Source organism: Rhizobium sp. Rhizsp42 (assembly GCF_047304155.1).
Lineage (GTDB): Bacteria > Pseudomonadota > Alphaproteobacteria > Rhizobiales > Rhizobiaceae > Rhizobium.
Map to the genome: position 1 here is coordinate 205,121 of NZ_JBGLYS010000004.1, position 25,589 is coordinate 230,709.

24 protein-coding genes are annotated in these 25,589 nt (G+C 63.2%); 16 read left to right on the forward strand and 8 right to left on the reverse strand.

The features are described 5' to 3' along the window. Positions 1-4 precede the first annotated feature (4 nt). The gene (locus ACCD05_RS06855; RefSeq protein ID WP_112949492.1) at positions 5-910 is read left to right on the forward strand and encodes an iron-siderophore ABC transporter substrate-binding protein; all 906 of its coding nucleotides are present in this window, start codon (positions 5-7) and stop codon (positions 908-910) included. Next, positions 907-2,874 (forward strand): Fe(3+)-hydroxamate ABC transporter permease FhuB, encoded by a 1,968-nt coding sequence (gene fhuB, locus ACCD05_RS06860; protein ID WP_112949493.1) that lies wholly within the window; start codon positions 907-909, stop codon positions 2,872-2,874. Before ACCD05_RS06855 ends, fhuB begins: the two co-directional genes overlap by 4 nt. Before the next feature lie 3 nt (positions 2,875-2,877). Here the strand turns inward: fhuB and ACCD05_RS06865 are convergent, their stop codons facing one another. From ACCD05_RS06865 to ACCD05_RS06890, 6 genes are all read right to left on the reverse strand, one after another. Continuing rightward, the gene (locus ACCD05_RS06865) at positions 2,878-3,939 is read right to left on the reverse strand and encodes an Ldh family oxidoreductase (protein WP_112949494.1); all 1,062 of its coding nucleotides are present in this window, start codon (positions 3,937-3,939) and stop codon (positions 2,878-2,880) included. Between the two features lie 35 nt (positions 3,940-3,974). Continuing rightward, positions 3,975-4,940, reverse strand: coding sequence for a hydroxyacid dehydrogenase (locus tag ACCD05_RS06870; RefSeq protein WP_112949495.1), 966 nt, complete (start codon positions 4,938-4,940; stop codon positions 3,975-3,977). Positions 4,941-5,014: 74 nt separating this feature from the next. Next, positions 5,015-6,004: a 4-hydroxythreonine-4-phosphate dehydrogenase PdxA gene (gene pdxA / locus ACCD05_RS06875; RefSeq protein ID WP_112949496.1), complete on the reverse strand. Its 990-nt coding sequence runs from the start codon at positions 6,002-6,004 to the stop codon at positions 5,015-5,017. Positions 6,005-6,034: 30 nt separating this feature from the next. After that, positions 6,035-7,168 (reverse strand): iron-containing alcohol dehydrogenase, encoded by a 1,134-nt coding sequence (locus tag ACCD05_RS06880; protein WP_112949497.1) that lies wholly within the window; start codon positions 7,166-7,168, stop codon positions 6,035-6,037. Positions 7,169-7,514: 346 nt separating this feature from the next. Continuing rightward, positions 7,515-8,699, reverse strand: coding sequence for an exo-alpha-sialidase (locus tag ACCD05_RS06885; RefSeq protein WP_112949498.1), 1,185 nt, complete (start codon positions 8,697-8,699; stop codon positions 7,515-7,517). 12 nt (positions 8,700-8,711) lie between these two features. Next, positions 8,712-9,617 (reverse strand): dihydrodipicolinate synthase family protein, encoded by a 906-nt coding sequence (locus ACCD05_RS06890; protein ID WP_112949510.1) that lies wholly within the window; start codon positions 9,615-9,617, stop codon positions 8,712-8,714. Between the two features lie 304 nt (positions 9,618-9,921). On the opposite strand from ACCD05_RS06890, the gene ACCD05_RS06895 reads away from it, so the two are divergent. The 8 genes from ACCD05_RS06895 to ACCD05_RS06930 all read left to right on the forward strand — a co-directional run bounded on the left by ACCD05_RS06895 (position 9,922) and on the right by ACCD05_RS06930 (position 18,330). After that, positions 9,922-11,571 carry an ABC transporter substrate-binding protein gene (locus ACCD05_RS06895; RefSeq protein WP_111560449.1) on the forward strand — a complete coding sequence of 550 codons (1,650 nt, stop codon included), beginning with the start codon at positions 9,922-9,924 and terminating at the stop codon, positions 11,569-11,571. A gap of 158 nt (positions 11,572-11,729) precedes the next feature. Continuing rightward, entirely contained in the window at positions 11,730-12,686 is a 957-nt protein-coding gene (locus ACCD05_RS06900; protein ID WP_026283501.1) for an ABC transporter permease, read from the forward strand. A 2-nt stretch (positions 12,687-12,688) separates the two neighbouring features. Next, a complete protein-coding gene (locus tag ACCD05_RS06905; protein ID WP_112949499.1) occupies positions 12,689-13,648 on the forward strand; it encodes an ABC transporter permease in 960 nt (319 codons plus the stop codon). Beyond that, positions 13,648-14,655, forward strand: a complete 1,008-nt coding sequence (locus ACCD05_RS06910) for an ABC transporter ATP-binding protein (protein WP_018901280.1) — start codon at positions 13,648-13,650, stop codon at positions 14,653-14,655. Before ACCD05_RS06905 ends, ACCD05_RS06910 begins: the two co-directional genes overlap by 1 nt. Further along, positions 14,655-15,647, forward strand: coding sequence for an oligopeptide/dipeptide ABC transporter ATP-binding protein (locus ACCD05_RS06915; protein WP_112949500.1), 993 nt, complete (start codon positions 14,655-14,657; stop codon positions 15,645-15,647). The genes ACCD05_RS06910 and ACCD05_RS06915 overlap by 1 nt, the downstream gene beginning before the upstream one ends. Beyond that, positions 15,644-16,705, forward strand: a complete 1,062-nt coding sequence (locus tag ACCD05_RS06920) for a four-carbon acid sugar kinase family protein (protein ID WP_112949501.1) — start codon at positions 15,644-15,646, stop codon at positions 16,703-16,705. Before ACCD05_RS06915 ends, ACCD05_RS06920 begins: the two co-directional genes overlap by 4 nt. 19 nt (positions 16,706-16,724) lie before the next feature. Continuing rightward, the gene (locus ACCD05_RS06925) at positions 16,725-17,483 is read left to right on the forward strand and encodes a FadR/GntR family transcriptional regulator (protein ID WP_112949502.1); all 759 of its coding nucleotides are present in this window, start codon (positions 16,725-16,727) and stop codon (positions 17,481-17,483) included. A gap of 79 nt (positions 17,484-17,562) precedes the next feature. After that, positions 17,563-18,330, forward strand: a complete 768-nt coding sequence (locus ACCD05_RS06930; protein ID WP_112949503.1) for an SDR family oxidoreductase — start codon at positions 17,563-17,565, stop codon at positions 18,328-18,330. 18 nt (positions 18,331-18,348) lie between these two features. Here ACCD05_RS06930 and uxuA read toward each other — a convergent pair whose 3' ends face one another. Further along, entirely contained in the window at positions 18,349-19,536 is a 1,188-nt protein-coding gene (gene uxuA, locus ACCD05_RS06935; protein WP_112949504.1) for a mannonate dehydratase, read from the reverse strand. Between the two features lie 43 nt (positions 19,537-19,579). After that, the gene (locus ACCD05_RS06940; protein WP_112437235.1) at positions 19,580-20,302 is read right to left on the reverse strand and encodes a GntR family transcriptional regulator; all 723 of its coding nucleotides are present in this window, start codon (positions 20,300-20,302) and stop codon (positions 19,580-19,582) included. Positions 20,303-20,514: 212 nt separating this feature from the next. On the opposite strand from ACCD05_RS06940, the gene ACCD05_RS06945 reads away from it, so the two are divergent. From ACCD05_RS06945 to recX, 6 genes are all read left to right on the forward strand, one after another. Next, positions 20,515-21,690, forward strand: a complete 1,176-nt coding sequence (locus ACCD05_RS06945; protein WP_047503942.1) for an extracellular solute-binding protein — start codon at positions 20,515-20,517, stop codon at positions 21,688-21,690. Positions 21,691-21,747: 57 nt separating this feature from the next. After that, complete coding sequence (locus ACCD05_RS06950; protein WP_112949505.1) at positions 21,748-22,845, forward strand: ABC transporter ATP-binding protein; 1,098 nt, start codon at positions 21,748-21,750, stop codon at positions 22,843-22,845. Then, a complete protein-coding gene (locus ACCD05_RS06955; RefSeq protein ID WP_112949506.1) occupies positions 22,842-23,720 on the forward strand; it encodes an ABC transporter permease subunit in 879 nt (292 codons plus the stop codon). The genes ACCD05_RS06950 and ACCD05_RS06955 overlap by 4 nt, the downstream gene beginning before the upstream one ends. Positions 23,721-23,722: 2 nt before the next feature. Beyond that, on the forward strand, positions 23,723-24,565 hold the full coding sequence (locus ACCD05_RS06960; protein WP_112981189.1) for an ABC transporter permease: 843 nt from the start codon (positions 23,723-23,725) through the stop codon (positions 24,563-24,565). Between the two features lie 122 nt (positions 24,566-24,687). Then, positions 24,688-24,903: a hypothetical protein gene (locus ACCD05_RS06965; protein ID WP_018901290.1), complete on the forward strand. Its 216-nt coding sequence runs from the start codon at positions 24,688-24,690 to the stop codon at positions 24,901-24,903. Between the two features lie 99 nt (positions 24,904-25,002). Beyond that, positions 25,003-25,554: a recombination regulator RecX gene (recX, locus tag ACCD05_RS06970; protein WP_112989319.1), complete on the forward strand. Its 552-nt coding sequence runs from the start codon at positions 25,003-25,005 to the stop codon at positions 25,552-25,554. Positions 25,555-25,589: the final 35 nt, after the last annotated feature.

Here is a 25,589-nt window from a genome sequence, read left to right on the forward strand (position 1 = left end):
GCGTATGGTTTCAGACAATTCCAACAAATCAGCTCTGATCGGGCGGCGGCAGGCTCTTGGCCTGCTCGCTGCCCTTGCCGTTGCATGGGATGCTAAGGCGGCTGTAACGCCAAGCCGCATCGCGGCGATCGACTGGGCGATGCTCGAAACGCTGATGGCGCTCGGCGTGACCCCGATCGCCGCGACGGAACTCCTTCAATTTCGCAGCGACGCCGTCGAGCCGGAGATCCCGTCTTCCGTCGTCGATCTCGGCCTGCGCGGGTCACCCAACTTCGAGCTGCTGCATCTGCTGAGGCCCGAACTCATCCTGATCTCGCCATTTTATGTCAGGCATCAGCCGGCGCTGGAGGCGATAGCCCCCATCTACTCGCTACCTTTCTACGTCCAGGGCGAACCGCCCTATGCCAAGGCGCTGAACGCGGTCTCGCAATTGGGCGGTGTGCTCGGTCGCGCCGATGCCGCGGCCAAGGTGCTGGCGGAGCAAGAGGCATTTCTGGCGGGCCTTCGCCAGCAGCTCGCTCCCTTCGCGGCGCGGCCGACCTACATCATCAATATCGGCGATTCCCGTCACTTCCGCGCCTTCGGCGCCGACAGCATGTTCGGAGACATCCTGCAGCGGCTCGGCCTGCCGAATGCCTGGACGGACCGATCGCGCTTCACCTTCGCAGCGCCGGTACCCATGGAAAACCTTGCCGCCAATCCAGAGGCGCGTATCGTCATCGTCTCCGATATCCCCGTCGAGGCGCGCAGCAGCCTTCGCAACAGCATGATCTGGAAGTCGCTCAAGCCGGTGAAGGAGGGACGCGTCGTCAACATCGGCAACGTCAACCCCTATGGCGGCATCACCGCCGGCCTTCGCTTCGCGCGGCTCTTGAGTGAAGCGCTCGGCAAAGGCGGAGAGACGCTTTGACATCTCGCACAGCCTGGATCTTCTTCGCCGCCGCGACAGCACTTGCGGTCCTGCTCTTCCTGCAGCAGGCACTCGCCTTCCTGCCGCTTTCCGCCTGGCCATCGCTGCCGCTCGTACCTGACGGCATGACCACCGAGCAGATCATCCTGGCCTACGGCGTATTCCCAAGAGCCGCCGTCGCCATATTGGCCGGCGCCGCACTTGGTCTTGCCGGCGCCTTGCTGCAGCGGCTGCTAAGAAACCCGATCGCCGATCCCTCGACATTGGGCGTCTCGGCTGGCGCCCAGCTTGCCATCGTCGCGACGACGCTGTTTTTCCCCGCGATCCTCGATGGCTACCGCGCGCTTGTGGCGCTTGCAGGTGCCGCCGGCGCAACGGCGCTGGTTTTCCTGCTCGGCTGGCGCCGCAGTTTCGATCCGGTCACCATGGTCGTGTCCGGACTGCTCGTCGGCATTACCTGCGGCGCATTGTCGGCCGCGATGACGCTTTCGCAGGGCGAATACCTCATGTCGCTGGTGACATGGAACGGCGGCGCGCTCGGCCAGCAGGATTGGTCGGTCGCCTCGACGCTGGCGCTGGAATTATTCGCGGGCCTTGCCGCCAGCATCCTGCTGCTGCGGCCATTGGCACTGTTCGGCCTCGGCGATAGCGGCGCGAAATCGCTCGGCGTCGGGCTCGTTGGCATACGGGTGGCGGTCGCGGTCATCGCGGTGGGCCTGGCGGCGGGTGTCGCAGCGAGCGTCGGTCTGGTCAGCTTCGTCGGCCTTGCTGGCCCCGCCCTGGTACGCGGCCTTGGCGTCAGGAAGCCGCATGCCATCATCCTCGCGTCGCCCATCGCGGGTGGCTTGTTGCTCTGGCTGTGCGATGGACTGGTGCAATTCCTCGGCTCCACCACCAGCGAGACCTTCCCGACCGGCGCGATGACCGCCCTGATCGGCGGCCCGCTGCTGCTCTGGCTGCTGCCGAGGGTGAAGCCGGTCGAGCTGCATGAGGAGCGTGCACATGTGACCGCGGCGAGGGCGCCGCGCACATGGCTGATCCTGCTTCTCGCTCTCTTGCCGGCGGTTGCTCTGCTGGTGCTTTTCCTGGCGCGGACTCCCGCCGGCTTCACACTGCTCTCGGCGCAGGACTTCACCGGTCTTCTTCCCATGCGCTGGCCACGACTGCTGGCCTCGGCCGCTGCGGGCAGCCTGCTCGCGATGGCGGGCACCATTCTGCAGCGGCTGACTGGCAATCCGATGGCAAGCCCGGAGGTCCTGGGCGTCAGCGGCGGCGCCGGTATCGGCTTCGCGGCGGCGATCACCATCGTGCCGGCCGCAGGCGTCGCCGAGCTTTTCGCCGGCGCAGGCATAGGCTCCATGATCGTGATGATCATCGTCGTCGCCTTTGCCAGCCGGCGCCAGCTGTCGCCCGAACGGCTGCTGCTCGCAGGCATCGCCATCAGTTCGCTGACGTCGGCTATTCTGTCGGCGCTGCTAGCGATCGGCGATCAGCGCTCATGGCAGATCCTGTCCTGGCTCGGCGGCTCGTCCAACACGGCAACGCCGGCGTCGTCGATCGTACTCGCGGTTCTGGCGATCGCCTGCACCGGCATCGTGCTCTTCTTCACGCGCTGGCTGACGATCCTGCCGCTTGGCAACGCGGTGCCAGTTGCGCTCGGCGTGCCGGTGCGCTCGGCGCGCACCGCGATGATCTTCGTTGCCGGGCTTGCGACCGGCGCGGCGTCGCTGCTGGTCGGGCCTTTAAGTTTCGTGGGGCTGATGGGACCGCATATCGCGCACCGCGCGGGCTTCATGAAGCCGGCGCATCAGCTTCTGGCGTCGTCGGCGATTGGCGCACTGCTGATGATCATCGCCGATCTCGGCGCTCGCACGGCGACTTTCCCTTACGAGTTGCCGCTGGGTCTGTTCGCGGCGCTCGCCGGCGCGCCCTATCTCGTCTGGCTCATCGCCCGCAGGCGGTGAGCGTCAAGACGATACTGGCGGCATTGCGACGCCGAGCCGCTCGGCATGCCCGCGTAGCCCATCGATAATCCCCGGAAACAGGCGCACGCCGTCGGCAAGCGCGCCGCGCTTGCGCGCTAGCCCGTTTTCGCCGGGCAGGCGGACGCGCTCGACGCCGGGGCGCGGCGGATTGTCGTGGCAGGCCTCGACGAGCCATCCAGTCTGGCGCAGGAAAGCATCACGACCGCCGAAGGCGGACGGATCGAACACCTGCACCGTGACGGCGGCATTTGTCCCCTTCGGCGCGTCGGCGCGGCCATAGCCTGATAGCGCCTGCGTGAAGGCTTCGACGTGCAGCGCCATGCCGTATCCCTTCTGACCGTGGTCCAGCCCACCGGTCGGGAGCAGCGTGCCGCCGCTTTCGATGACCTTAGGGTCGCGGCTGGGGTTGCCGTCTGCGTCCATCAGCCACTCATGCTCGTATTGACGGCCTTCGCGGATCAGGCGTTGCGCCATGTTGGCCGTGGTGATCGAGGCGCTGATATCGATCAGGATCGGATCGCCCGACGTCGGAATGCCGTGCGCCACGGGGTTTGGCGTATAGACGCCCCTGCGGCCGCCGAATGGCGCGACCTGTGCGCCGGAAGGGCTTGAGCTTGCGATACTCACCATGTAGCCCCTTTCCGTCGCGATCGACAGATAGGCGGCAAGGCAGCCGATATGGTGGCTGTTTGCGATGGTGATCGTCGCCGTGCCATATGTCTCGGCTCTGTCGCAGGCGAGCTTTACCGCCTGTGACGTCAGCCATGCGCCGGGCAGGCGTTTCCCGGCCCAGGCGACCGCGGGTCCACGATCCGATATAACCTCGGGGCTGCCCTCGCGCGTCATCACGCCGTCGGCGATGCTCTGCAGATACCAGCCGGCGAGCGCCAGGCCATGGGTCGTGTGCCCCATCAAATCTGCTTCTACAAGATAGCGGGCCACGGCCTCGGCTTTGTCGTCCTCAAGGCCAGCGGCCGCGTACAGGTCCTTGGCAAAGCTGCGCAGCGTGTCCGGCGCGTAGCGGATATCGTTGGTGTCGCTCACCAGTCTCTCCGTCGGTTGTTGAAGCTGCGATGTGCTCAGCGCGCGAGAAAGCGCGGCTCGAGCGCCTTTCCATCCAGCGCATCCAGAACATTCCTTGCCGCCATCACCGAAACCGCGCGCTTGGCATCAACAGTCACGCCCGCCACATGCGGCGAAACTAGCGTGTTGGGCAGCTGGAACAGCGGATTGTCGGCGCCAGGCGGCTCGCGCTCGAAGCTGTCGAGGCCAGCGCCGGCGAGATGGCCATCCTGCAGCGCGCGGACAAGGGCTGATTCATCAACGACTTCGCCACGTGCGGTATTGATCAGCAGCGAACCGCGTTTCATCAGCCCGATGCGGCGGGCATCGATCAGCTTGTTCGTCTCCGGCGTCAGCGGACAGTGCAGGCTGACGATATCCGACGACGCAAGCAGCGTATCCAGATCGGTCTCGCGGCGAACGCCTGAGACAAAGGCGCTCTGGGGCGTATGTGGATCGAAGGCGATAATCTCCATGCCGATGGCGCCGGCCATTTTTGCAAGCGTCTGGCCGATGAAGCCGAAGCCGACGATGCCGAGCGTCTGGCCGCGCAGCTCGCGGCCCTGATACTGGTTCTTGTCCCAGATGCCGTCACGGATCAACGCGTCCTGGCGCGGCAGATCCTTGGCGAGCGCCATGATCATGGCGAGCGCGTGTTCGGCGACCGAATGGCCGTTGCTGCCTGTTGTCATCGATACCGGAATGCCGAGCGCGGTGGCGGCCGCGACGTCGATGTCGTTGGTCCCGACCCCATGCTTGGCGATATGCTTGAGCCCTCCGCCGGCCTTCATCTCCTCAGGCCCGAGCTTATCGGCCAGCAGGCGGATGATGACCGCATCCGGCTTGTGGGCCTTCATGATGTCGATCACGGCCTGGCGGTCGATATATGGCTCCGTCGTCACGACCGTGGCACCGGCTTCAACCAGCAACGAGAACCCTTCCGGCGCCAGCTGGCCGCCGAGCACGATAACCGTCTTGTCCATTGCGCATCTCCTCCCGAGAGAATGGCAGGCCGCGGCGCGCGATGGCGCCAGGGCGTTCCAGATCTCCGTTAGGATTAGGCTGCCTGACGACGCGGCGAGCGGGCCATCAGTCGGGCATAGGCGATCGCAGATAGCATGTTGACGTGATTGGCCTTGCCGGTGCCGGCGATGTCGAAGGCAGTGCCGTGATCCACCGAGACGCGGTCGATCGGCAGGCCGAGCGAGACGTTGACGGCCGTCTCGAACGCCACGAGCTTGATCGGGATATGTCCCTGGTCGTGATATTGCGCGATCACCAGATCGAAGGCGCCGTTATAGGCACGGGCGAAGACGGTATCAGCCGAGATCGGCCCGACGACGTCGATGCCCTTGGCCTGCGCCAGTTCGACGGCGGGCGCCAGGAATTCGGTGTCCTCGGTGCCGAACAGGCCGTTTTCGCCGCAATGCGGGTTGAGACCGGCAACGGCGATACGCGCCTTCTTGCCGAGCCGCAGGAAATGCTTGTGCCCGGCTTCGATGGTCGCCAGCACGCGCTCCGTGCGCGCCCGCTCGATCGCGCCCTTCAGCGAGATATGCGTGGAGACGTGAATGGTGTTGAGGCGCTCGGAGGCGAGCAGCATGAAGGAGCTCTTCGAGCCGGTCAGGTGCGCCAGAAGCCCCGTATGGCCATCGAAGTGATGGCCGGCGAGGTTCATCGCCTCCTTGTTGATCGGCGCGGTCACGATGACATCGGCCTCGCCGGACATCGCAAGCTCCACGGCACGCGTGATATAACGAACCGAAGCGTCGCCCGCGACCGGGCTGACCTTGCCGATTTCGGGGAGGGCAGCACCCAGGTCCACCTCGTCGACAGCGATCAGGCCCTCGCCAGCGGAACCGGCAGGCACGAAGCGCAGGCCGGTCTCGGCCGAACAATTGGCGCGTTCAAGCGCTTCGGTGTTGCCGACGATGACGAAATCGCGGCGCTCGATCTCAGGTAACGTCGCCAGCGCCTTGACGATCACCTCGGGGCCGACACCGGCGGGATCACCCAGCGTCACCGCGACCTTTGCATTTCTGTCCATCAGTCACATTCCTTATTGGATCAAACGCACCTAGTAGGCGGCTTCGTATATCGAACGTATGTCGGCGCGCGCGAGATCGCGCGGGTTATTGTCGAGAAGGCGGCGAATGGCGAAGGCATCGTCCGCCATGGCGTCGAGATCGCTATCCGGTACGCCAAGCGCCGAGAGCTTCATTTCGATGCCGAGATCGGCGCAGAAGCTATAGGCGGCATCGAAGACCGACTGTACGTCGTCCGATGTCTTGCGGCCAAGCGCGTCCATCACCGCCCGCGTCTTCTCGGGGGCCGATGGCGTGTTGAAGGCCAGCACATGCGGGAAGATCAGCGCGTTCGCGGCCCCGTGGGCGATATGCCAGCGCGTGCCGAGGGGATAGGCCAGCGCATGGCCGCCAGCCGTGTTGACCGGGCCGAGACAGAAGCCGCCGTAAAGCGAGGCGAGCGCCAGCCCGGCGCGGGCTTCCGCGTCGGCGCCATCTTTCACGGCGCGGGCGAGATATTTACCGACCAGCCGCGTTCCCTCGATCGCGTAGAGGTCGATCATCGGGTGTGCCTTGCGATTGGTGAAGGCCTCGACGCAATGCGCCATGGCGTCGACACCGGTGGCCGCGGTCGTGCGGGCCGGAACCGTGAAGGTCAGCGCCGGATCGATGACGGCGATATCGGCCAGCATGTGAATGCTCTCGACGGCAAGCTTGGCCATCGTTTCGGGATCTGTGACCAGCGCGCGAATGCCCGCCTCGCTCCCCGTTCCAGCCGTGGTCGGCACTTGCGCCAGCGCGACGCGGCGGGGTCCGTTAACCTTGTTCGGACCGACGACGTCGCGCAGCGTCTGCGACGAGCCGGCAAGAACAGCCGCCAACTTCGCAAGATCCATCGCACTGCCGCCGCCGAAACCGACGACCAGCTGCGCATCCGCCGCGTTGGCGGCCGCAAGCACCTTGTCGAGATTGGCCGTGTCGGGCTCAGGCGTGACATCGGCGAAGACCGTGATTTCACCCTTGAGACCGAGCGTGTCGACACGCGTGGCATTGAATGCGTCGGAAATGACCAGGATGCGGGCATAGCCCTTGTCGCTCGCCCATTTCCCCAGGCGCTCCGCCGTCCCGACGCCGAACTCGATGATTTCGGGCCTGATGATTGTGATAGGCGAATCCAAGCTGACCACCGGATTACTCCTCCCCCTGCGGTATCGCGGCATCTTTCGGCGCCGCCAAGATGTAAATTTGTTATACCAGCTGTGTCGCCTTGGCAAGCTTGGACATCAAATTTGGCTGGAAAAATGCGATGTGGTGGGATAACCGGCCATTGCACTAGTTCCTATGGAGATTTATCTAATTGAAATCGCGCACTTAATTGATGAAAGGAGAAGCTTGTCGCCCGCAGCCGCGCTTCAAGCGACGCGCCCAAGCATGAGCAATAAATTTGTAAAGTCAAAGCAACAAACTACCAGATCGGCGTGCCAAACAGGTCTGCTGGCACGCCGAGTTTACAAGCGACGCACAATTCCGGCGTCAGCCGACGGCATCCGGAGACAGCCGCACATATTTGATTGCGCGCCGGTAGTAGGTGTAGGCGATATGCACCGTGCCGTCGGCCCCTTGGGTGATCGACGGATAGGAAAACTCGCGGTTGACGGCGTCCTTCGAGTTGTTGCTCAGGCAGTAGCCATCGCCGGTATCGAGGTCGATCCGGCGCGGAAAGCTGCGGCCGCCATCCGTCGAAAAGGCAAGGCTGAGCGGCGCGCGCGGCACGCCCCATATCGCCTTGCGCCTCTGGCTGGGCTCACTGGCGACGGGTGCGGCCGCCTCATCCCCTTCGATTTCGTCATAGAGCGACAGGCGCCGCGCATCGGACATCGAGGCGTTGCAGTGGTTGTAAACCATTGCGATCGAACCGTTTTCCAGCTTCACCGCCTGAATGGACGAGTTGTTGTTCGGTAGGTCGGTCGGCTCCGGCGCGCTCCAGCTCTCGCCGTCGCGCGAGCGGCTGGACAGTACGGATTCGGCGAAACGGTTGCGATAGAAGGCGACGAATTCGCCATCTGGCAGGGGCACGATGTTCATGTGCACCGCGCCGATGCTGTCGGGCACCTCGGTCATCGCCCAGCTTTTGCCGGCGTCGCGCGAGATCAGCACGCCCGCGGTATCGGCGTCACCCGTCCAGCGTTCGCCGGGCAGTCCGATACAGCGAAAAACCGGCAACAGCCAGGTGCCGGCGCCATTTACGACGATCGGTTGGCGCACGAATGTGCCGGGAATATCGCACAGCACGCGGACCTCGCCAAAGGTGCGGCCGCCATCCGTGGAGATCCGACATTTGACAACCGAGCCATCCTGGTTGCCGGATGTCTGCGACGTGTAAAGCAGCCAGACATCTTCGCCAGGCGCGTTGAAAATCAACGGATTCTGCTCGGATTTTGCCGGATCGTCCGACATCTTTTCCGGCTGCGACCATTGCGTTGAACCAGGCGTCAGGCGCGACATGTAAATCGAGATGTCGCCCATGCCCTCCATCGTGCCGCCGAACCAGACGCAGGTCAGCGTCCCATCCGGCAGGAAGGCCAGGTTGGCGGCGTGGTTCTGGATGCAGGGGGAGGGGAGATAGGCGTCGAAACGCCCGCTCTCGCTGGGATTGGCGATGATTTCGCCGGTCATAAGAGCCGGAACGGCGTCCGGTTGCAAACCCGTGAAGGCCATGGTCGTCCTCCTTTAAGGCAGTGTCTTGTAGGCTTCGGCAAGCGATGCGTAGTCGGCGTCGCTGATCGGCATCAGCGGCGCGCGCGTGCGCTTCCAGGCCGGGTTGCCGGTCTTCAGGCCGACCATCGCCTTGATCGTCGGGATCTGCACATAGGAGTTGGACAAAGTACGGTAGGCGTTGATGCGCGCCTGCGCTGTCTCGACGGCAGCGGCACCGCTTTCGTCATGGACCTTGTCATAGACGGTGCGCAGCGAATCCGCGACGAGGTTGGAGGTTGCGGTGATGCAACCGGCGCCGCCGGCCTTCAGCAACGGCAGCAGCAGCGGATCGGCGCCTGCGAGAACAGAGAAGCCGGGATAGGCGGCGATGATTGCCTGCATGTTGTTGAAATCGCCCGCCGATTCCTTGATGCCGACAACCGTGTCCGGGAAGGCTTCGATCAGTCGGCCAATCAGCGGAACCGACAGTGGAACGCCAGAAACCTGCGGAATATGATAGAGGATGACCTGCAGCTTGCTGTCGGCGATCTTCTCCAGGATCTGCGAATAGGCGGTAAACAGGCCGTCGTCGGAAACGCCCTTGTAATAGAAGGGCGGCAGCATCACGACCTTGGTGACGCCGAGCGACAGGGCATGCTTGGTGAGATCGACCGTCTCCTGGATGGCGACGACGCCGGTGCCGGGCAGCAGCTTGTCGGCGGGAATGCCGGCCTTTAGTGCCGCCTCGAGGATCGCCTTGCGTTCGCTCGACGAAAACGAGTTTGCCTCGCCCGTGGTGCCGAGCAGCGCCACGCCGTGGCATCCCTCGGACAGCAGTCGCTGGCAGTGTTCGGTGAAGAGGCCGAGATCCGGACTTCCATCGGCATTGAGTGGGGTTGCGGCGGCGCTATAGACACCGGTGATCTTGTGCTTGTTCATGTCGTCCTCCTCGGATGAACGCCGCATATGGCGGCAAAAGGCGGGAAACCCGGCCTGCAAGATACGGTTTTCTTCATCCTCGTCCGGCATGTTGTCAATATGACAATAAGCATTCCAATCGATCGTATTTTTCAAGTCATTGAAAATATGTGATAAAATTTTTGTCGATTTTGTCAAAGTGTGGATGAATTAATTTTTGTTGACATATTTACATTATCGAGCGAGTGTCTGCGCCATGTCATGACGCACTTTCGGGATGGAGCGAAAGAGCCAGGCGTCATCGGTTTTGTCATGGGAGGATGGAATGACTGATCGGACGAATGAAAATAACGGCCAGAATAGCGGAATGTCGCGTCGCGAGGCGCTGAAGCTCGGCCTCGCCGCGGGCGTTGGCCTGACGGTTTTTGGCCTGAATGCACGCATCGTGCTCGCCGATGACGGCCAGGTGCTGAAGGTCGCCAACCCGGCGTTCAACCAGGATTGGTCGCCGCTGCGCGGCGGCGGCGTTCCGTTCCGCTGGAACTCGATCTGGTGGGCCTCGCCGATGTATTTCGACAGCGAAGGCAAGATCAAGCCTTACGTCTTCACCAGCTGGGAATCGCCTGACAACAAGGTCTGGACCTTCAAGATCGACCCGAAGGCGACCTTCTCCGATGGCAGCAAGATCACCTCGGCCGACGTCAAGGGTTCCTGGGAAGTCGCTTCCATGCCCAACACCAAGAGCCAGCGCGCCGACCAGGTGCTGAGCAAGGTTCAGGGCTACAAGGAAATCGGCGCCGGTTCCGGCAATGAACTGACGGGCGTCGCAACACCTGACGAAGGCACCGTCGTGGTCACGCTGACGGAAGCCGATCCGATCTTCTTCATGCGTCTGGCCAACCACATCGCGCCGATCACCAAGGCCGCGCAGTCCCGCGGCAGCGACGGCGAGGAAGTGGCCGACTGGTACAAGCCCGACAGCAGCGCCGTCTATTCCGGCCCGTTCAAGCTCACCAGCATCGATATCGACGCCGGCAAGCTGGTGTTTGAGCCGAACGAGAACTTCTTCGGCCCGAAGCCGAAGCTGGCACGCATCGAAATCACCTCGATCGAAGACAACGTCACCGCGACGTCGCTCATCAAGTCGGGCGAGTTCAACGCCCATACCGAGCTCGTCACGTCGACGATCATCCAGGACCTCGGCCCCGAATTCTCCGCCGGCCCGCTGATCCCGACGAGCCAGCACTTCTGGTTCAATGTCACCCGCGCACCGATGGACGATCCGAAGGTCCGCCAGGCGCTGATCATGGCGATCGATCGCGACGGCCTCTTCAAGGCGTCCTATCCCGATGGTCCGCACAAGAAGGCCGACCAGATCCTGAACTCGGTCCCCGGCGCCGACAATTCCGGCTTCGAGCCCTTCCCCTATGATCCGGCAGCCGCCAAGAAGCTGCTGGCCGAATCCAGCTACGGCGGCCCTGAGCGCCTGCCGAAGATCCTCTTCGTCGGCATCTCCGCCCCGGCCATCCAGGCAGCGGCGCAGTACATTGCCGAACAGTGGCGCCAGAACCTCGGCATCACCGCCGTCGACATGAAGCCGCAGCAGGACTCTTATGCCGGTCCGGACCAGAACGCGGTGCAGATCTTCCGCGATGACGTCGGCACCCGTGTTCCTGACGCCGTCTCCTATCTCGCCGGCTGCATCGCCTCGACCTCGTCCAATGCCCAGAACAAGCTTGGCGGATACAAGAACGACAAGGTCGATGCCGCACTCGCGGAAGCCGCGACCAAGGCGGCGGACGATCCCGATCGCATCAAGCTCGCCCAGGATGCCCAGAAGGCATTCCGCGAGGATTGGGCCTTCATTCCGTGGTACTCTCAGGCGATGTCGCGCTGGGCCACCAAGGAGGTCAAGGGCATGGAGAAGAATCTCGACTGGCAGGTCGTGGCGCCCTGGGACATTTCGATCGGCTGAGCCGGTTAGAAACCTACGAACAGATAGCCCACCCGTGATTGGATACTGGGCAACTTAGCAACCGCGCGAAGACCGCAAGGCCTTCGCGCAAGTTTCAAGAAGACATCGCATGTCCGCGTGAGCGCGGAAACGTGTCTACCAACCGGTGGGAGGTGACCTTGTTACGCTACGTGCTAACCCGGTTTGCCATCTGGATTCCGTCAGTCCTCATTGTCATGCTGGCCGTCTATGCGTTGGCTTTCTATGGCGCTGGCGATCCGATCAAGCTGATCTTTCTGCGCGCGCCTGGCGATGTCGCCTATAACCCGCAGCGCATCGAAGCCATCCGCGAAAGTGCTGGCCTGAACAGGCCCTTCATCGAGCAGTTCGGCCTTTACATCTGGAACCTACTGCACGGCCAGTTCGGCAATTCGCTGACATCGGGCCGCTCGGTTTGGGCCATGGTCTCGGCTGCAGCCCCGGTTTCGTTCAAGCTGGCGCTCTGTTCCATCATCCTCACGACGGTCATTGCCATTCCGCTCGGCATGATCGCCGCGATGAACCAGAACAGCCGCCTTGATTACACGATCCTCGGCTCTGCTCTCTTCCTCTGGGCGATCCCGGCCTATGTCGCCGGCCCGCTGCTGATGGTTGGCCTGATCGTGCTGATGCCGATGATCAAGGTGCCCTATGGCTGGGGCGGCGTCTTCGACGTGCGCATCCTCTTGCCGCTGATCGTCCTTTCCTTCCAGCCGATCGCGCTGATCGTGCGCCAGACGCGCGCCGCCGTCATCGAGGTGCTGTCGGAGGATTTCGTCCGCACAGCCCGCGCCAAGGGCGTGCCTGAAATGGTGGTGGCGCTGCGCCATATCCTGCGCCCGGTGCTGACGCCCGTCGTCACCCAGCTCGGCCTGATCATGATCACCATCGTCAACGGCGCGATCTTCGTCGAGCTCGTCTTCGGTCTGCCCGGCCTCGGCCGCCTGACCGTGCAGGCGCTCACCAATTCGGACTATCCCGTCATTCTGGCGATCACGCTTATCGGATCCTTCCTGGTGATGATGTCGAACCTTCTGGTCGATGTTCTTTACCCGCTGCTTGATCCGCGTGCCAACGATGCAAGAAGGAGCCGCTGACCATGTCCGCCATCCCTCTCTCTCCCGTCGCTCAGCAAGAAGAGGCCCCCGTCAGCCTGTGGCGCGATGCCTGGTATCGCCTGAAGCGTAACAAGCTTTCCGTCTTCGGTCTCGCGGTCGTGCTCATTTTGGCCTTCGCCGCGATTTTCGGCCCCTATTTGACGCCCTATGACTATCTGAGCCAGGACCTGCAGGCCCGAAACGCCGTTCCGTCGCTGGCGCATCTCTTCGGAACCGACGATCTCGGCCGCGACGTCTTCAGCCGCGTCGTCTTCGGCACACGCACGGCCTTCCTGGTCGCGGTCATCGTCACCGTCATCGCGGTCTTCATCGGCACGCTACTCGGCGCCATCGCCGGCTTCTTCGGTAATCCGTTCGATCGCGTCATCATGTGGCTGACAGACATGACCATGTCGGTGCCCAACCTGCTTCTCGTCGTCGTCATCAACGCATCGCTGAAGTCGCCGATCACCAAGTGGATGGAAGCGCAGTATCTGGCGACCCTCAATCCTTTCTACCGCCAGACGATCTGGGTCGATTTCATGCTGGTCTTCGGCTCGATGGCGCTGATCTCCTGGCCGCCCTATGCACGCCTCGTTCGCGCCCAGGTCCTGTCGATCCGCAGCCGTCCCTATATCACGGCCGCCCAGGCGCTCGGTCTGTCGAACTGGATCATCATGAAGCGCTACGTCATTCCGAACGCGCTTGGTCCGCTGATCGTCTCGGTCAGCGCCGGTCTCGGCACGGCCATGGTGTTGGAAAGCGCCTTCAGCTTCCTCGGCGTCGGCGTCAATCCGCCCACGCCCAGCTGGGGCAACATGATCTCCGACGGTCTGCGTGTCTGGCAGCACTATCCGCACCTGCTCGCCGCTCCGGCCGCCGTCCTCGGCCTTGCCTCGGTCGCCTTCAGCTTCCTCGGCGATGGTCTCAACGACGCCCTCAATCCGCGGGGTTCCAAATAATGAACACGACGCGATCCAATGAGAAACTGCTCGATGTGCGCGGCCTGACCGTCGAGATCGACGGCAGGAACGGCCCGGCGGTCGTGGTCGATGGCATCGACCTCCACGTCAACAAGGGCGAAACGCTCGGCGTTGTCGGCGAATCCGGCTGCGGCAAGAGCCTGACCATGCTGAGCCTGATGCGACTGCTGCCGAACAAGATCAAGGTCACCAAGGGCTCCGCAAGCTTCGATGGTCACGACCTGCAGAAGATGTCGAACAAGGAACTGCGCAAGGTGCGCGGCGGCGATATCGGCTTCGTCTTCCAGGATCCGATGACCTCGCTCAACCCGGTCATGCGCATCGGCGACCAGATCTGCGAACCGCTGATCTACCACCGCGGCATGAAGAAAGCCGAGGCGCGCACCCGCGCCGTCGAGCTTCTGCGCCTCGTCGGCATCCCGGGCCCGGAAGAACGGCTGCAGGCCTACCCGCACGAGCTCTCCGGCGGCATGCGCCAGCGCGTGATGATCGCGATCGGCCTTGCCTGCAATCCGAAACTGCTGATCGCCGATGAACCGACGACGGCGCTTGACGTCACCATCCAGGCGCAGATCGTCGATCTGGTGAAGGACCTGCGCGCCAAGCTCGGCATGTCCGTCGTCTGGATCACCCACGACCTGGCGCTGATCGCCGGTCTCGTCGACCGCGTCGCCGTGCTTTACGCCGGCACCGTGGTCGAGGATGCGCCTGTCGACGAGCTCTATGCTCGCCCAAGCCATCCCTATACGCGCGGCCTCCTGGCCTCGATCCCGAAGCTGTCGGACGCGCCCGCAAGCCGTCTGAGCTCGATCGGCGGCACGCCGCCGGAGCCCGGCCGCCGCCCCAAGGGCTGCCCCTTTGCCCCGCGCTGTCCGTTGGCGGAAGCCGTCTGCCACGAGCGCGTGCCGAAACTCGAGCCTATTTCAGGCGCCGGAAACCACCGCACCGCCTGCTTCGTCGTCCAGAAAATGCAGGAGGCCGCGTGATGGGTGCCCAACCGCTGCTCAAGGTCGAAAAACTCGTCAAGCATTTCCACGTCAAGCTCGGTGCCTTTGGCGAGCGTTCGGCGACGGTCTATGCGCTCGACAACGTCAATCTCGACATCATGGAGGGCGAGACGCTCTCGCTCGTCGGCGAATCCGGTTGCGGCAAGTCGACGACGGGCTTCACCATCCTCAACCTCTACAAGGCGACCTCGGGTAAGGTCGTTTACAAGGGTCAGGATCTGGCGACGCTGGATGAAAAGCAGATGCGGCCCTTCCGCCGCGACCTGCAGATCGTCTTCCAGGATCCCTATTCGACGCTCAACCCGCGTATGACGATCGGCGAGGCAGTGGGCGAACCGATCCTCTTCCACAAGCTCTGCACCAAGGCCGAGCTGAAGGACCGCGTGGCGGCACTGCTCACCGACGTCGGCTTGCCGACCCGCTTCGCGCAGCGCTATCCGCACGAGCTTTCCGGCGGCCAGCGCCAGCGCGTCGTCATTGCCCGCGCGCTCGCCTGTCAGCCGAAGTTCATCGTCTGCGACGAGGCGATCTCGGCGCTCGACGTCTCGATCCAGGCGCAGATCATCAACCTGCTGCTCGACCTGCAGGAAAAATACGGCCTGACCTACTTGTTTATCGCCCACGACCTTGCCGTCGTGCGCCATATCAGCACCCGCGTCGGCGTCATGTATCTCGGCCGCCTTGCGGAGCTCGCGACCCGCGAGGAACTGTTCGAAAACCCGCTGCACCCCTACACCAAGGCGTTGTTGTCGGCCGTCCCGGAGACCGATCCGGAAATTGAGCGCACCCGCACCCGCCAGATCCTACAGGGCGACGTGCCAAGCCCGCTCAACCCGCCGAGCGGCTGTCGCTTCCATTCGCGATGCCCGATCGCCATGGATGTCTGCAGCAAGGTCGTGCCGGAGTGGAAGGAAGCCAAGCCCGGCCATCTCGTCGCCTGCCACGCGGTCAACACGGGACAGGCTGCATGACGTTGAAGGTCGCGATCATCGCCGACGATTTGACCGGCGCGCTCGACACGGGAACCCCCTTCGTCGACGCCGGTCTTTCCGTCGCCGTGGCGATCGAGATCGAGGCCATCGAGGACGCTCTGGCGACTGGTTCCGAGGTGGTGGTGGTTAACACCGCCTCGCGCGCCCTCCCGGAGGGGGAAGCGGCGAGAAGGGCCGGCCTCGCGGCCAGCGCTCTTCTTGCCGCACACCCCGATATCGTCCTGAAGAAGATCGATTCCCGGCTGAAGGGCAATGTGGCGGCCGAAAGCGCGGCTATTGCCGCGATCTTCGGCCATCGCGAGATCACCATCGCGCCAGCCATTCCTGACCAGGAACGCTTCACTCGCGACGGCCATGTGATCGGGCGCGGCGTCGATAAGCCGTTGTCGGTTTCCGCTCTTTTCGAAGGCCGTGACGACTGGGCCGTTGTCGTCGATGCCGACAGCGATGCGGATTTGGACCGGCTCGTCTCCGGGCATGATTGGCAGACGACGCTTGCCGTCGGCGCGCGTGGTCTCGGCAGCGCCATTGCCCGTCGCCTTCGCCGCGCACGCGATGCGATGACTGTATTCGAACCGGCCCGCAACACACTTTTCGCATTCGGCTCACGCGACCCGATCACCGCCGCGCAGATGGCCCGGCTCGAGGCATCGGGCACTCTGCGTGTGTCGATTTCAGCGCCGATGGGCGCGCTCTATGAGACAGAAACGCTGAGCTTGCCGGCGCTGCTGTGCTGCACCGGGGAAATGTCGGAAGACGCGGTCGCCGTCGCTGATCGTTTCGCCAAGGGTGTTCAATCGGCGATCGAGCGGACGCAACCTGATATGCTGATGGTCGGCGGTGGTGATACGGCGCTGGCGGTGTTTCGCGCGCTTGGCGTTCGCACACTTTTGCCCAAGGGGGAAATAGAGGCGGGGATACCCTGGTTCGACGTGACCGATGTCGATGGTCGCCATTTCCGTTGCGCGGTAAAATCCGGGGGCTTTGGGAATTGCGATAGTTTGCTAAGACTGATTCCTCAGAATCAGGCGGCGTAAAGTAATGCCGGCGGGGAGAATGGACGTGGATGAAGCAAACGGTGCGCCGGCAACCCCGGCGCCGAAGCCGGAGCGCGGCAAGCCCATGAAACTGGTGGACCGTGTGTTCGATCAGTTGCAGGAGCGTATTCGTGCCGGAAACTATCCGCCGGATTCAAGGCTGCCCGGCGAGCACGAGCTGGCGTCCATGCTTGGCGTTTCCCGGCCTATCGTTCGCGATGCGCTGGCCAAGCTGCGCGACCAGGGCATGGTCTATGCCCGCCAGGGCGCCGGCACCTTCGTCAGCGGCAATAGCTCGCCGACGACGCATCTTTCCTATTCGCCGGTCAAGACGATCGCCGATATCCAGCGCTGCTACGAATTCCGCCTGACGATCGAGCCGGCCGCCGCCTATTTCGCCGCCAAGCGCCGCGACGAGGCCGCGATCCAGAAGATAGCCTCGGCGCTGGCCGATCTCAGGGAGGCCACGAGCCATCAGCTGCACCGGACCGACGCGGATTTCAATTTCCACCGCGCCGTGACCGAAGCCGCCAACAACCACTATTACACAGCCTCGATCGATGCGCTCAAAGCCCACATCGCGGTTGGCATGCATCTCCACGGTCTGTCCCTGCTGGGGCCGAGACCAGGTCTCGAACAGGTCTTCCAGGAGCACAACACCATCTACAAGGCGATTGCCGAAGGCCGGGCCGAAGAGGCGCGCGACCTGATGCAGTCGCATCTCGAAGGCTCTCGCGATCGATTGTTCGAGGGCAGGGCGCTCGATCTCTCCTTCTGATGCTTTTGGGCGTCGGGTGGCTTGCCGCCACAGCGTTTCGCGCGCATGTAGACCGGATCAGGCTGCATGGAGATTTGGCATGACGTTTCCACTGTTCGACCTCACAGGCAAGCGCGCGCTGGTGACGGGATCGTCGCAAGGCATCGGGCTGACCTTGGCGCGAGGGCTCGCCGAACACTGCGCGTCGGTCGTGATCAATGGTCGCGACGCCGGCAAGCTCGCCGCGGCATCGCGTAGCCTGTCGGAAGCCGGGCACGATGTTCATGTCTCCACCTTCGATGTCACGGATCACGACGAGGTGAAGAGCGCCGTCGATGCGATCGAGCGTGATATCGGGCCGATCGACATCCTCGTCAACAATGCCGGCATGCAGTTTCGCGCGCCGCTCGATGTGTTTCCATCGGACAAATGGGACCAGCTGCTGCGCACCAACATTTCCAGCGTCTTTTACGTCAGCCAGTCGGTTGCAACGCATATGATCGCGCGGGGCCGTGGCAAGATCATCAACATCGCATCCGTGCAAAGTGAATTGGCCCGCCCGGGCATCGCGCCATATACGGCAACCAAGGGCGCGGTGAAAAACCTAACGCGCGGAATGTCGGCCGATTGGGCCAAGCACGGCCTGCAGGCAAATGCCATCGCGCCGGGCTATTTCGATACGCCTCTCAATCAGGCGCTGGTCGACAGCGAGGAATTCACCGCGTGGCTGGAAAAGCGAACGCCCGCCGGACGCTGGGGCAATATCGACGAGCTCATCGGCGCCGCCGTGTTTCTGGCAGCGCCGGCATCGTCTTTCGTCAATGGCCACACGCTTTATGTCGATGGCGGCATCACCACCTCTCTGTGAGAGGTGGTCGCACTCTTGTCAGGTCGGCGGTGCGCCAAGTGCGTGGAGGATGCCACGTAGCTCGGCAAGGCCTCTCAAGCGACCGATCGCCGGATAGCCTGGCGTCGTGATCTTGGTGAGGTCGTCGAGCATGCGGTGGCCGTGGTCCGAGCGGAAAACGATCGTCTCGTCGGCCTTGCGATTGCGGTCCTCCGCGACCAGTTCCTTCAGCACGGCGACCATGTCGACATCGCCTTCCAGGTGAGCGCTCTCGTGGAAGCTGCGGCCGTCGCCTTCGCGTTTGGTCGCGCGCAGATGCGCGAAATGAATACGGGACGCGAACCGTCGTGCGATGGCGGGCAGGTCGTTATCAGCACGTACGCCGAGACTGCCGGTGCAATAGCACATCCCGTTCGCCGGCGACGGGACAGCATTGAACAGCGCCGCATAATCCTCGGCGGTGGAGGCGATGCGCGGCAGGCCGAACAGCGAGCGCGGCGGGTCGTCTGGATGAAGCGTCAGCTTGACGCCACGTGCTTCGGCCACCGGCGCCACAGCCTCGAGAAACTCGATGAGATGCTGGCGCAACCGGCCGGCGTCGATGCCGACATAGGCGGCGAGGCGGTCGCGAAATTCCGGGATGGTCAGCGGCTCGGTGGTCGATCCCGGCAAGGCCGAGGTGATGTTGCGGGTGATGTCGGCAATGTCGCTCTCCGACATGGCTTCGAATGCGGCGCGGGCGCGGGCTTTGTCTTCCTGCGAGTAGGCCGCATCGGCGCCGTCGCGCTGAAGAATGAACAGATCGAAGGCGGCGAACTTCTCGTGGTCGAACCGCATCGCCGTCGCGCCGGTGTCGATCTCGTGGTCGAGGTCGGTTCGGGTCCAGTCGACGACGGGCATGAAATTGTAACAGACGATCGGGATGCCGCAGGCTGCCACCGCCTCAAGGCTTGCGATCCACGCCTCGATCTCCGCTTTCGCCTGCCCACCCTTGCGCTTCACCGCATCGGGAATAGGAATGCTCTCTACAACCGACCAGGTGAGCGTCGAGCGCCCCGGTGGCGTCATCTCGATCATCGCCTGGCGCTCGCGCACCTCGGCCTCGGTCCACGCGCGGCCGATCGGCACCTGGTGCAGCGATGACACGATGTTGGTTGCCCCGGTCTGCCTCACCTCGTCGAGCGCGACCGGCGCATCCGGTCCGAACCATCTCCAACCCTGCCGCATCTGTTTCCTCCTTCAATGCCTTTTGTTTTGGTGTCGCTGTTCGTCAGCAAAAATAGTCGGGGTAGCGCGTGCGCAGCTCCGCCACATCGGGGATGACGGCGCTCAGATGATGCGTCATCGCGGCGCGCGCGGCCTCTACGTCATGCGCGGCGATCGCGTCGCGGATGATCGCATGCTCACCGACAACATTCTCCATGCGGCCGAGCACCGGCAGCGTCAGCCGCCGCGCACGGTCGATCTGAACCTTGACGGATTTGAGGATACCCCAGATGCCTGGATAGCCGGCAATCTGCGCGATCGCCTCGTGAAAGGCCTCATCCTCTTCGTGAAAGCCCGAGGTGTCGCCCAGTATGGAGAGCGCCCGCTGGCGCGTGATGATGGCGTCGAGGCGAGACAGATCAGCCGCCGAGGCGATCTCCGCTGCGCGCTCGACCGTCGTGCCCTCCAGCGCCTTGCGCACGACGACGGCCTCGGGGATCGCCGATACCGGCACGCGCGACACGACGGTGCCCGACTGCGGATAGATATCGACCAGCCCGCCTTCCGACAGCCTGAGCAGAGCCTCGCGAACGGGCGTTCGGCTGACCGCGAAATCCTCGGCGATCCGTTTTTCCTGCAGCGCCATGCCGGGTGGCATCTTGAGCGAGACGATATCGTTGTAGAGCCGGTCGAAAATGGCGTCCGCCGTCGTGACGCGCCGCAGCTTTGCCGGCCGCTCGGCCTGCGCCGAAAGCTCGGGAATGGCGGTGGCTGCGGCTGGATGCATGTAGGGCCCTAACGTTGACTTGAGTGTGCATACTAGTATATCAATTCTACATGGCTGCCAAGATACACAGCGGAGGAACGGTGTTTCTGGCAAGGAATTCAGGAGGTTCCAAACAAAGCCGGCCAGAAAATCCGACCGCATAAATGGATCAGGATACGCACGTGCACGGAGTTGGTGTGCTCTGTGCGGCCAAAAGAGGAGGAGAGAACAGCATGAAATTTACCCGCAGAACATTCGTCGCAACCGCAGCCAGCGCTGCCGTTGCCGCCATGCTTCCCGTCAAGGTGTGGGCGCAGGCCAAGAAGCCCGCAAGCCCCGTGACCATCACCATCGCTGACGTCGCCGGCAACCTGGCGCTGACGCAGGGGATGTTTGAAGCCTATGCATCCGAAAAAGCCGATTGGGTTTCGAACTTCGCCTTCACTAAAGCGCCGGCCCCCGAACTGCCCGGAAAGATCAAGGCGCAGCAGGCGGCCGGAAAGGTCGATATCGACCTCGTGCTGACCGGTACGGACGCGCTCTCGGCCGGTCTCGACCAGGGCCTCTGGCTCGATCTCGCCGCGCACAAGGCGGACCTACCCGACATCGAAAAGATCCTGCAGCCGCAGGCATTCAAGATGCAGGCGCTCGCCAAGGATCAGGGCATCGTCATCACCTATTACCCATCGGGCCCGCTGATCGAATACATGCCCGACAAGGTCGCCACGCCGCCGAAATCGGCGCCCGAACTTCTGGAATGGGCGAAGGCCAACAAGAACCGCTTCATCTACGCCCGCCCTGCCAATTCCGGCCCCGGCCGCACCTTCCTCATGGGCCTGCCCTATCTGCTCGGTGACAGCGATCCCCGTGATCCGGTCAAGGGTTGGGACAAGACCTGGGAATATCTGGCGGCACTTGGCGAGCACATCGAATATTACCCGACCGGCACCGGTCAGGTGATGAAGGAACTCGGCGAGGGGACGCGCGACATCGTTGTCTCCACCACTGGCTGGGACATCAACCCGCGTGCGCTCGGCATCGTTCCCGCCGAGGCGAAGGTGCAGAAGCTTGAGGGCTTCCATTGGGTGACGGATGCGCACTACGCCGTGATCCCCAAGGGCGTCTCAGACGAGAAGATCGCGGTGCTGATCGACGTCTTGAACTACATTCTGCAGCCCAAGCAGCAGGCGATCGCCTATGACGCCGGCTATTTCTATCCGGGACCCGCGGTCAAGGACGTGACGATTGAGATGGCGCCACAGGAAAGCCAGGACACGATCAAGGAGTTCGGCCGTCCAGAATATGCCGACTGGATCGCCAACAATCCGCTGGAGGTGCCGCTTGAGCCGAAGCAGCTCGTCGAGGCCTTCCGGATCTGGGACGAAAAGATCGGTGCCAAGAAGGGCTGATCGCTGACATCGCCGGCGCCGGTTGTCATAGCCGGTGCCGGCCATTTCCGTCGTGACATGGAGAGTGGTTTGAACTCGGTAGCGAATACGGTGGCCTCTTCGCGCGGCACCGCGCGTCTTGAACTCGATGGGCTGAGCCGCTCGTTCGGCGCCTATAACGCGCTCGATGGCATTGATCTTGCGATCGAGCCCGGCGAATTCGTGGCGCTGCTCGGCCCGTCGGGCTGCGGCAAGTCCACGGCGCTCAACTGTATCGCCGGCCTTCTGGGGCTGTCCGGTGGGGAGATCCGGCTGGGTGGCAAGCGCATCGACCAGCTTGAGCCCGAGCGTCGCGGGTTCGGAATGGTGTTTCAGAGCTACGCGCTTTTCCCGCATATGAGCGTGCGCAAGAATGTCGGCTTCGGTCTGACCATGCAGGGCATCAAGGGACCAGAGGCCGACAAGCGGATCAATGACGCCTTGGCGCTGGTGCGCCTGGAAAGCCAGGCGGACAAATTGCCCGGGCAGCTCTCCGGCGGCCAGCAGCAGCGCGTGGCGATCGCCCGTGCCATCGTCATCCGCCCGCCTATCGTGCTCATGGACGAGCCCTTGTCCAATCTCGACGCCAAGCTGCGTCTGGAGATGCGCGCCGAAATCCGCGGCATCCACGATCAGATCGGCTCGACGACCATTTACGTCACGCATGACCAGGACGAGGCGCTGTCGCTGGCCGACCGTATCGTCGTCATGAGCCAGGGACACATCGAGCAGATCGGCTCTCCGCAGGATCTCTATCAGCGCCCCGTCAATGTCGGCGTTGCCGACTTCATGGGCTTTCGCACCCGCGTGCCCGGCAAGGTCGTTTCGGTCTCAGGCGACGAAGCGGAGATCGACGTCGCCGGTGCGCGCATTACCGGGACGATGCGCACACCGCTCAAGCCCGGCGACGCCGCTACCCTCTCAGTGCGCCCCGAAGATCTGGTGGCGGCCGACGAGGGGATCGCGGCCACCGTATCAAGCATGGAATATCGCGGCCGCGCCTTCTTCGGGCTGGCGCGCTCGGCCGACGGATCTGACCTCTATTTCCGCGCCGACGACGCGTTGCCCCGCGGAACAGCAACGCGGCTGAAGCCGATCGCGGGCAGGGCGCTGGTATTCGGGGACAGCGCACGATGAGCGCGCCGTCGCTTCGAACGCGGTTGGCTGCCCGGGGCTTCGACGGCACCACCATGCTGATCCTCCCCGGCCTTGCCTTCATGATCGCGCTGTTCGTCTATCCGTTTCTCTATGGCGTCGTGGATTCGCTGACGCCGAAGGACGGCGCATGGTACGCCAACTACGCCAAGTTCTTCAGCGATCCCTTCCAGTACAACACCATCGGCGCGACGCTCTGGCTGGCGCTGCCGGTAACGATCATCAATCTCGCCTTCGCCGTGCCGGTCGCTTTCCGTGTCCGGCTGATGCACCGCCAGCGTCTGCTGACGACCATTCTGGTGCTGCCGATCACGCTCGGCACAGTTTTCGTCGCCGATGGCTTGCTGACATTTCTCGGACCGCGCGGCTGGTTCAACCACACGCTTCTCATGATCGGCATCATCGACAATCCGATCAAGCTGACGAACAATTACTGGGGCGTCTTCGCGTCGCTCCTGATCACCGGCTTCCCGTTCGCCTTCCTGCTGACGCTGTCTTACATCACCGGCATCGATCCGGCGATCGAGCAGGCCGCCGCCACGCTTGGCGCCGGCCCGAGGCAGCGTTTCATACGCGTTTTCCTGCCGCTGCTGGTGCCGGGGCTTGCGGTGACGTTCTGCCTTGCCTTCGTTCAGGCGTTCGCCGTGTTTCCGTCGGCCGTGTTGCTGGGAGCACCGGCAGGCCCGACCCGTGTCATCTCGATTGCCGCCTATCAGGCCGCGTTCGAGCAGTATGATCACTCGCTGGGTTCGGCGATCGCGCTCATCATGGGCGGCGTCGAGCTTCTAGTGGTGCTGGCCGTTCTCGGCGCACGCTCGTTCTTCTACCGCGGCCCCGCCGGCGGCACGAAAGGCTGACCATGATCCGCGACCAAGGCCTCACCTCGAAGATCTGGCGTTTCGCCATATGGGCGCTGGCCACACTCTTCGTCCTCAATTTGCTGGCGGTCATTGCCGCCGTCGTCGTCAACTCGTTCGCGACACGATGGCTGGGCACATGGCTGCCGGCTGGCTGGACAACGAAATGGTATTTCAGCGCTTGGAAGGAATTCCAGCTCTCCAGCGTCGTCCTCGTCACCTTCGAGATCGTCTTCACCGTCGTCATCATTTCCGGCATTCTCGGCGTGATGACTGCCTATGCCCTGGCGCGCCGCGATTTCGCGGGCAAGCGCGTGGTCATTCTGCTCTTCCTTCTGCCGCTGCTGATCCCGCCGCTCACCTACGGCATTCCGCTTGCGACGGTGCTTTATCAGCTCGGACTTGGTGGAACCTTCTGGGGCGTCGTTCTGATCAACGTGGTGCCGTCGCTTCCCTTCGTGGTGCTGGTGATGATCCCCTTCATCGAGCAGATCGACCCGCGCATCGAAGCCGCCGCCCGTGTCTTCGGCGCAGGCACCACCAGCCTGTTCCTGCGCATCCTGCTGCCGCTGCTCCTGCCCGGCATGCTGGCAGCGCTGCTCTTGGTGCTGGTTCGCACCATCGCGATGTTCGAGCTCACCTTCCTCATCGCCGGGCCGACCACGCAGACCCTCGTCGTATCGCTCTATTATGCCGTGTTTGCATCCGGCGTGCGGGCTGGCCAGTCGATCGATGCCATGGCGGTCGTCTACATGGTGACGACGCTGTTCTGGCTGGTGATCGCGCTGCAGTTCGTCAACCCGACGCAGATCGTCGCGAGGGCAAAGCAGCAGCCCGCGCACTGAGCCGGGCCGCTCGCTTCCTTCTGTTAACAGAAAACTTATTGAGTAGGGCGGGTGTTCTTGACTATCGGCAGGTGGCTGCCAAGTATTGTGGGCGTGACGGTCATTTCTTGAGGAATTTGATCATGGCGCAGTACAAAGAGACCAACCGCTTTCACTGTGAGAGCAGTTCGGGCGCGCATTACGTTGTTATCGAGCAGATCCTGACATCGCGTTTGGCGCTTGATGTCGCAACGCATCCGCGCACAGATTACGTTACCGACACCGGCGAGATCGCCGAGCGGCTGGATGACGATACCTTCCTTCTGCTTCTGTCGGCGGAGGTCCTGCACGTGGCTTGAGGCGATGTGAGGCAGGAGAGTGCTGGAAATCCCGGCCGGATGGCTTTAACTGGCTGAAACGACCTGCTCCAGGCGATTCTGGACGCGATCCGGAACGCCATGGCCGACGAAGACACGCAATCCGACATACCGACCAGCCGCATGCAAAGCTGGGCACGCAACTCGACCATCTACCGTCTCGGCCGGCAGATGATGACCGAGAAGCAGTTGGCCGATGCGATCTCGCGCAAGGCCAAACAAAAGTTCGAGGACATATCCGAAGCTCAGGTCAAGGCGCTCGCCGATCTCGCGGTCAAGTTCGGCCACGAGCAGGGCGGATTGAACGATGTCGTCTACGCCGAGATCAGCGTGCGCTCCGGCGTGCGCAGCGGCCGGTCGAAGCGGATCATGGCGCAGAAGCTCGCGATCAAGGGCATCGACCGCGAGACCGCCGTCATCGCGCTCGAGGAGAGCGACGATCTCGTGGCTGCGATCAACTTCGCCCGCAAACGCGGCTTCGGCCCCTTCCGGCGCGCGGAGGCCGACGAGAAGCGCTACAACAAGGAAATGTCCGCCTTCGCCCGCAACGGCTTCGGTTTCGAATTGGGACGCTCGGTTCTCGGCATGAGCCGCGATGAAGCCGAGACCGTGCTTGACGAGCGACGGGCGTAGACACAGGCTGCAGAACTCGAACTTCTGCCGTGCCG

Coding starts and splice junctions, on each gene's coding strand:
- ACCD05_RS06895 (WP_111560449.1), top strand. CDS start 9,922: ATGACTGATCGGACGAATGAAAATAACGGCCAGAATAGCGGAATGTCG.
- ACCD05_RS06940 (WP_112437235.1), bottom strand. CDS start 20,302: ATGCATCCAGCCGCAGCCACCGCCATTCCCGAGCTTTCGGCGCAGGCC.
- ACCD05_RS06925 (WP_112949502.1), top strand. CDS start 16,725: ATGGACGTGGATGAAGCAAACGGTGCGCCGGCAACCCCGGCGCCGAAG.
- ACCD05_RS06870 (WP_112949495.1), bottom strand. CDS start 4,940: ATGGACAAGACGGTTATCGTGCTCGGCGGCCAGCTGGCGCCGGAAGGG.
- ACCD05_RS06855 (WP_112949492.1), top strand. CDS start 5: ATGGTTTCAGACAATTCCAACAAATCAGCTCTGATCGGGCGGCGGCAG.
- ACCD05_RS06890 (WP_112949510.1), bottom strand. CDS start 9,617: ATGAACAAGCACAAGATCACCGGTGTCTATAGCGCCGCCGCAACCCCA.
- ACCD05_RS06910 (WP_018901280.1), top strand. CDS start 13,648: ATGAACACGACGCGATCCAATGAGAAACTGCTCGATGTGCGCGGCCTG.
- ACCD05_RS06930 (WP_112949503.1), top strand. CDS start 17,563: ATGACGTTTCCACTGTTCGACCTCACAGGCAAGCGCGCGCTGGTGACG.
- ACCD05_RS06955 (WP_112949506.1), top strand. CDS start 22,842: ATGAGCGCGCCGTCGCTTCGAACGCGGTTGGCTGCCCGGGGCTTCGAC.
- recX (WP_112989319.1), top strand. CDS start 25,003: ATGGCCGACGAAGACACGCAATCCGACATACCGACCAGCCGCATGCAA.
- ACCD05_RS06885 (WP_112949498.1), bottom strand. CDS start 8,699: ATGGCCTTCACGGGTTTGCAACCGGACGCCGTTCCGGCTCTTATGACC.
- ACCD05_RS06905 (WP_112949499.1), top strand. CDS start 12,689: ATGTCCGCCATCCCTCTCTCTCCCGTCGCTCAGCAAGAAGAGGCCCCC.
- ACCD05_RS06920 (WP_112949501.1), top strand. CDS start 15,644: ATGACGTTGAAGGTCGCGATCATCGCCGACGATTTGACCGGCGCGCTC.
- ACCD05_RS06950 (WP_112949505.1), top strand. CDS start 21,748: ATGGAGAGTGGTTTGAACTCGGTAGCGAATACGGTGGCCTCTTCGCGC.
- ACCD05_RS06965 (WP_018901290.1), top strand. CDS start 24,688: ATGGCGCAGTACAAAGAGACCAACCGCTTTCACTGTGAGAGCAGTTCG.
- uxuA (WP_112949504.1), bottom strand. CDS start 19,536: ATGCGGCAGGGTTGGAGATGGTTCGGACCGGATGCGCCGGTCGCGCTC.
- ACCD05_RS06960 (WP_112981189.1), top strand. CDS start 23,723: ATGATCCGCGACCAAGGCCTCACCTCGAAGATCTGGCGTTTCGCCATA.
- ACCD05_RS06945 (WP_047503942.1), top strand. CDS start 20,515: ATGAAATTTACCCGCAGAACATTCGTCGCAACCGCAGCCAGCGCTGCC.
- ACCD05_RS06915 (WP_112949500.1), top strand. CDS start 14,655: ATGGGTGCCCAACCGCTGCTCAAGGTCGAAAAACTCGTCAAGCATTTC.
- pdxA (WP_112949496.1), bottom strand. CDS start 6,004: ATGGACAGAAATGCAAAGGTCGCGGTGACGCTGGGTGATCCCGCCGGT.